Source organism: Sphaerobacter sp. (genome assembly GCF_019683595.1).
In the GTDB taxonomy this organism is placed as follows: Bacteria; Chloroflexota; Chloroflexia; order Thermomicrobiales; family Thermomicrobiaceae; genus Sphaerobacter.
On the sequence record NZ_JADGHZ010000205.1, the window covers coordinates 1 to 5,711 of the forward strand.

A 5,711-nucleotide genomic window follows, 5' to 3' on the forward strand; every position below is an offset into this window, starting at 1 on the left:
CCGGGCGGCGGAACCGAACGCCGTGGGGTGGACCCTGCTGTATCACAGCCCACTTCGCAGGGCAGTGCTTGTCAGCCTGGGGGTGACTTCCCGGGCACGCGCCGAGCGGCAGGATCTCTACGGCACCCGCCCGTCACTAACTTCCTTTACACTCCGCACAGCACGCATGGTCGGGCCGTAGCGAAGGAGGAACGAACGCATGACATCCGAGCCCAGGCCGCGTTTCCACGCTGATGAACCGGTGAGGATCGCCGCCGGCTCGGTGAACCCGGCCAAGCGCGCGGCGGTCGAGCGGGCGGCTGCGGCCTACTTCCTCCGCCCCACGGTCGAGGCGGTGGACGTCCCATCGGGCGTCCCGGCCCAACCCTGGGGCGACGAGGAGACGGCTCGTGGCGCGCTGCGCCGGGCGGCGCAGGCTCGCCTGACGCTCGACGCGGACCTTGGCCTGGGCATTGAGTCGGGCGTGGTTGAGGGGCCTGGCGGAAGCCTCTACGTCGTCGCCTGGGCCGCTGCGATCGACCGTGCGGGCGTTCGCGCCTTCGGTGGCAGCGAGCGCTTCCCACTCCCGGCAGAGGTCGCGCAGCGCCTGCGAACGGGAGCGGAACTCGGGCCGGTCATCGACGACCTGCTCGGCACCCCCGGCACCGCCCGGCACGCCGGAGCCATCAGCCTGCTCACTGCCGGCCGCCGCGACCGCACCGACATGCTCACCATCGCCGCCCTCCACGCCCTCGCCGCTCTGCTCGAGGTCTGGCGCGGCGGGTTTTCCCGGCATTGACGCCACCCCTGCACATCTGAATCCCCCGATCGAACCCACCAAAAAGCCGCGCCACGGGTGGGGACGCCCGTGGCGCGGCTCGGGAAGGGAAGGGCTTGCTCGTTTACAGCGCATCCAGGGTGGCACCCACGGTGCGACGATGGTTGGTGGAGCCATTTCGGGCCACGGCGGCGTGTGGAGTCACGTCGTGCCGCCCGGATGCTAGGATCAGGTTACGCAGCAACATGCAACAGAAGCGACGCCCCCTGGACACGAACCGTTGCAACTGCGCAACAAACGGCGTCGCAGCGTAGATGGCACGAGGTTGTCACGCCACCCCGCCGGGATGAGGCGCGCTTGCCACGAGCTACCGGGCAGGATGAGCGTGAGGCGCCCCACATCTCTTCTCTGGACCGCGCCTCCGGTCGAGGGAGAGGGAACGGTGGGCGGGATCCCCGCCCGCCGGCACACGAGAAGAGGTCCACCATGCAGTACCGGTTCCATGGGAATGCCGCTCATGTCGAGAAGGCGCAGGAGCTGGTCCGCCGAAAGGCGCGACTGCTCGAGCGCCGGTTCGCGAACGCCGCCGACGATCTGAAGCTGCTCGACGTGGCCCTGCACTACCACGACAAGACCAACAGCTATCGGGCGCGGTTGTTGTTCCGTGGGCCGACGCAGCAGATCGCGGCCGACGGGCACGCCGACACGCTGGGCTACGCGATCCGCCGCGCCTTCCACGACCTCTACGATCAGGTGGATCGGTACCTCGCAGACCTCCAGCGCGAGCCTGAGATCCGGCGTGCGCAGTCGGAGGGACAGGCCGAGCGTGAAGCACGGCTGCGCGAGATGAAGCATGGGACGATCGAGCAGGGATCGGAGGAGGCCGATGTCGGATGACATCAAGAATCCGCGGAAGCACCCTGAGGAACCTCCGGAGGAGAACCCTCAGCTCGATGAGAACCCGGTCGTGTCGGCCCAAGATCTCCTGCGGACCGACCCGGAGGCCGCACGGCAGATGCTGACCCGGGAGCGGCGGGATCGCAGCCACGGCGACATTCAGCGCCCACCCCGCAACGACCCGCGCCATACCGCCCACAAGATCCCGCCGGGGCAGACCAACGTGCCCGCGGGCGGCACATCCGGCGGGGGTATGGGCGGCGGGTCGAGCAAGCGCCGCACTCAGGAGTGAGCAGCGCCCCCGACACGCACGACCGATGGGAGGATCGATGAGCATCAACGGCGAGCAGATCAGGCCGGGCATGGAGGTCGTCGGCGCCGATCGCGTGACGGTCGGCCGGGTCGAGCGGGTCGGAGCGGATGCGTTCCTCATCCGTCGCGAGCTCGAGCCGCCGCGTGTGCTGCCCTTCACGGCCGTGCGCGAGGTGGCAAACGGCGTCGTCACGCTAATGCTCAAGGCCCGGGAGGTTTCCAATTCAAGCCCGCCCACGACCGACCTCTACGCCCCGTTCCGCGAGATCATGCCCACACCGGGCATGGCGGTCGAGGGGTCGGACAGGAAGACGGTCGGCCAGGTAGCCGCGGTCGAGGGAAACCGGTTCATCCTGAACCGTCCCGGCAAGCTCGACGTCTACATCCCCTTCGACCTGATCAACGACATCCTCGGGGACCGGCTGATCCTCGACGTGCCGCCCACCCAGATCGACCGCATGGACTTCCCGGTGGTGTAACCCAGCGGCACCCGGGAGAGGAGAACGTATTATGGATCGGGAGCAGCTCCTGACTCTGTCGGACGCAGAACTGGACCAGCTCGTCGCCGAGGGGCGCATTACCCAGCAACAGGCCGACGAGATCATGCAGGTGCGGGAGCGCCGCGCCGCCGCAGAACGCGACCCGGACGACCTGCTCGACCCGACGGCCAGGAAGACGGCTGGCGGGTTCGGCTCGGGCCAGGGGATGGGCGTCCACTCGACTGGCCAGGAGCCCGGTGCCTACGACGAGCAGGGCAAGCCGCGCGACGACGATCCGGAGTGGCCTTACTGACCGGCCGGGCCTGTCGCCAGGCCGGTGCAACGCGCACCCGAGGATGGTAATGCTCCCGCGCGAGTAGCCGGCATCGTTCGACCGGCTACTCGCGCTCGATGAAGGGTCGCAACGTGTACCCCTCTGGCAGGCGCTCCCGCAGGTCGTCGAGGATGCCCGATAGGTCCGCGTCGGGTGGTCCGGTCAGCAGCAGGGGAAGCGCCTTCTCGGCGGCAGCCTCCGCCCGGCGCTCGCGGAGGTCGTCCCGCAGCACGATACCGTGGTACGCGAGCAGTGCCGCTGCCACCACGAACACGCCGAGTGCGGCGCTGACATCGGACACCAGCCCTCGGGCTGACCCAACCCCGAGGAGCACGGTCAGGATCCGGTAGAGCGTGACCGCGAGGCTCACCAGCACCGCGACAAGTGACGCCGCCAGCGTGGCGAAGAGGTAGACCCGGCGCGTCGTCGCCCCCCGCTCGTCGGCCGGGTCGGCCGAGACCCGCCGCGCTGCCATGTACCAGTGCCAGAGCCAGGCACCGGTGCCGACCAGCGTCAGGGCGACGAAGAGCGCCACCTGCCGCCGCCACCAGTCCGGTGGGGCCGTGACGACGCGGGTGCCCCCGAGCACTGCGTCCAGTAGCAGCCCGAGAAGGTACGCCAGCCCGACGCTGCCGAAGCCGAGCCCGACAAAGGCGACACCGTAGGTGTAGATGCGGCGCACCGACGCCTGCCGGGGCGCCTCGGTCATGCTGGCCGCCTCGGCCAGCACGATCCACCGGTGGTAGGCCCAGGCCGCGGCGAAGGGGAGCGCCCGCGCCAGCGGGTCGAGCAGCCGCCGGGCGAGCGCATCACCGGCCGGACGCGGTATCACCCCGAGGACCCACGCGAACGCCTCGTTGAGGAAGACCGCGGTGAAGACCAGCGTCGCTACCACGCCGACCAGGATCATCACGTACAGGTACGCGCGCCGAAGGACCGACGCGCGCTCGCTCAGCCCGCGCCACCCGGGCTGCCGGAGCAGCTCCAGCGAGACGCCCCAATGCCCAGCCCAGGCGAGCAGGCCCACCACCACACTCGCCACGCCACCGGCCAGTGGCCCGCGCCACCAGTCATCGCTCGGGACGATCGTCTCCCGCGGGAGCAGCACCTCAATGATCAACCGGAAGAGCGTACCCAGCTCAAAGAGAAGCTGGAGCGCTCCGATGAAGGCCGCCGCGTAGCGGTAGAGCCGCGGCGCCCAGGCGGCTGCGCCCCGCATCTCCACCGCGGCGGCATCGCCCCGTCGCACCCCGGCGTGGTAGACCCAGATGCTCGCGGAGACCACGACGAGGTCCAGCGGGCCGGCGAGACTGCCCGTCGGCCCCGGCACGCCCAGAGCCTCCCCCAACAGCCGCTGCACGAGAGTGGTTCCCGCGAAGAACGCAGCCAGGAAGGACCCGGCCAGCACGGCGCTCAGGTAGAGCGCGCGCACGGTCGAGCCGCGCTCGGCCTCGCCGTCCGCGTCCGGCCGCAGCGCTGCCCGCTCGGCCAGCCACCAGTGGAGCAGCCAGACCGGCAGCGCGACGATCGACACCGCGGCCCAGAGGCTGATCTGCCGGCGGATCGCCTCGCCAGGTTCGAGGATCACCTCCGACCACCCCAGCGCGATGGCGATCTGCGCCAGACCGATGCGCAGCAGGTTCATCAGGCCCACGGCGAGCATCGCGAGCGACACGGCCGCGATGAAGTAGATGTAGAGTCGCCGTGCGATCTGCACCTCGGCACTCCCTACCTGTTCCCGGCCCGAGCACCACCGCCCACGCTGAGCACCGCGCCAGCTACAGCACGGTTAGCGGCTCGTCGACCTTCCACACGCCGTCTTCCCGCACCATGCGCACCGGACGCTCGTATGTCGAGCGGTTGAAGTCGATGCCTGACCCGTAGAAGAACTCGACCGTCAGGTAGAGCGTCACCCGGTCCCCATCTCCCACCGACCGGTCGATCCGCACGCGCCGCTCGGACGGGTACTGCCCCGCGCTGGCCACGAACCGGGAGAAATCGCGGAAGGGCATGTCCCCTTGCGCTCGGGCGGAGAGGTAGTCGTACGCCTCCTCGGCCCGGCCCTCCTCCACCGCGATCAGATAGCGCTGCAAGACGTCCTCGGGCGATCCTTCGGGGAACCGGGTGGGCTCGGTGGAGCCCAGCGCCAGCGCAGCCACAACGGCCAATACCACGAGCCCGAGCACCCCTAGGCCGATGATGAGGACCGACCGTTCGGCCCGACCCATCGGGTTCGCTCCCTTCTCCTCAGCTCTCGCCCGGCGTCAACGCGCTCTCTTTGCCTCAAGGGGACGATGTGGGATTGTAGCAGCTCGCCGGACTGCGGAGGGTGCGACGCTGCGCGACCCGGCCTACTGCGCATCGTGACGGAATATTGCCCCCATGATACTGCACGCCCTTCCGCGCCCTCTGACAGCCACACTGAGGCTTGTACCGTTCACACATCCGCGGACTTTGGGCCTCAGGGTTGACACACGCGTATGAGGAGAACCCGCCGGGTGGGTGCCCGAGGGATTTGGAGGTTGACGAACGAAATGGGGGTACGCGGTCGGCACGTGCCCGGGGCTAAAGCCGCCGGGCTGATAGCTGGTAAGCCCACTGAAGGGGCTGTGATGGCGACATCCCGGCGCATTGGATACGGCCACCGACCGGACCCCGCGTCCCCAGACCCTTCAGTGGGCTTCGCTGCCTAGCCCGGTGGCTTTCGCCTCGGGCACAGGCCGAGCGACGGGACCGGCGCATCGGGGGCTGAGCCGTACCGCGATCCCAGCCGGCTTGAGCCGGCTTTTCCTTGTCAGCCCGGCGGCTTTAGCCCCGGGCACGCGCCGGGTGGTGGACCCCAACGCCAGCACCGGGCGCGCCTCGCCCTTTACCGCCCGTGGGCGGCCGGCCCCCCCCGGTCGGCGCCGGGGGGGTTTAAAACAAAACCCCC

Annotated in this window: 8 protein-coding genes; 6 read left to right on the forward strand and 2 right to left on the reverse strand. The window is 69.7% G+C overall.

Annotation, left to right across the window (positions count from 1 at the left end):
• The 6 genes from IRZ30_RS15085 to IRZ30_RS15110 all read left to right on the forward strand — a co-directional run.
• Nucleotides 1–181: hypothetical protein (locus tag IRZ30_RS15085; RefSeq protein WP_294086334.1), on the forward strand; the 181-nt coding region annotated here is incomplete at its 5' end.
• Between the two features lie 18 nt (nucleotides 182–199).
• Nucleotides 200–778 (forward strand): inosine/xanthosine triphosphatase, encoded by a 579-nt coding sequence (locus tag IRZ30_RS15090; protein ID WP_294086335.1) that lies wholly within the window; start codon nucleotides 200–202, stop codon nucleotides 776–778.
• A gap of 465 nt (nucleotides 779–1,243) precedes the next feature.
• The gene (locus IRZ30_RS15095) at nucleotides 1,244–1,654 is read left to right on the forward strand and encodes a hypothetical protein (RefSeq protein ID WP_294086336.1); all 411 of its coding nucleotides are present in this window, start codon (nucleotides 1,244–1,246) and stop codon (nucleotides 1,652–1,654) included.
• On the forward strand, nucleotides 1,644–1,946 hold the full coding sequence (locus IRZ30_RS15100) for a hypothetical protein (protein WP_294086337.1): 303 nt from the start codon (nucleotides 1,644–1,646) through the stop codon (nucleotides 1,944–1,946). The genes IRZ30_RS15095 and IRZ30_RS15100 overlap by 11 nt, the downstream gene beginning before the upstream one ends.
• A gap of 37 nt (nucleotides 1,947–1,983) precedes the next feature.
• Nucleotides 1,984–2,445, forward strand: a complete 462-nt coding sequence (locus IRZ30_RS15105) for a DUF2171 domain-containing protein (RefSeq protein WP_294086338.1) — start codon at nucleotides 1,984–1,986, stop codon at nucleotides 2,443–2,445.
• A 31-nt stretch (nucleotides 2,446–2,476) separates the two neighbouring features.
• The gene (locus tag IRZ30_RS15110) at nucleotides 2,477–2,758 is read left to right on the forward strand and encodes a hypothetical protein (protein WP_294086339.1); all 282 of its coding nucleotides are present in this window, start codon (nucleotides 2,477–2,479) and stop codon (nucleotides 2,756–2,758) included.
• An 85-nt stretch (nucleotides 2,759–2,843) separates the two neighbouring features.
• On the opposite strand, the gene IRZ30_RS15115 is transcribed toward IRZ30_RS15110, so the two are convergent.
• Complete coding sequence (locus IRZ30_RS15115; protein WP_294086340.1) at nucleotides 2,844–4,496, reverse strand: DUF5671 domain-containing protein; 1,653 nt, start codon at nucleotides 4,494–4,496, stop codon at nucleotides 2,844–2,846.
• A 61-nt stretch (nucleotides 4,497–4,557) separates the two neighbouring features.
• Nucleotides 4,558–5,007: a hypothetical protein gene (locus tag IRZ30_RS15120; protein ID WP_294086341.1), complete on the reverse strand. Its 450-nt coding sequence runs from the start codon at nucleotides 5,005–5,007 to the stop codon at nucleotides 4,558–4,560.
• Nucleotides 5,008–5,711 lie beyond the last annotated feature (704 nt).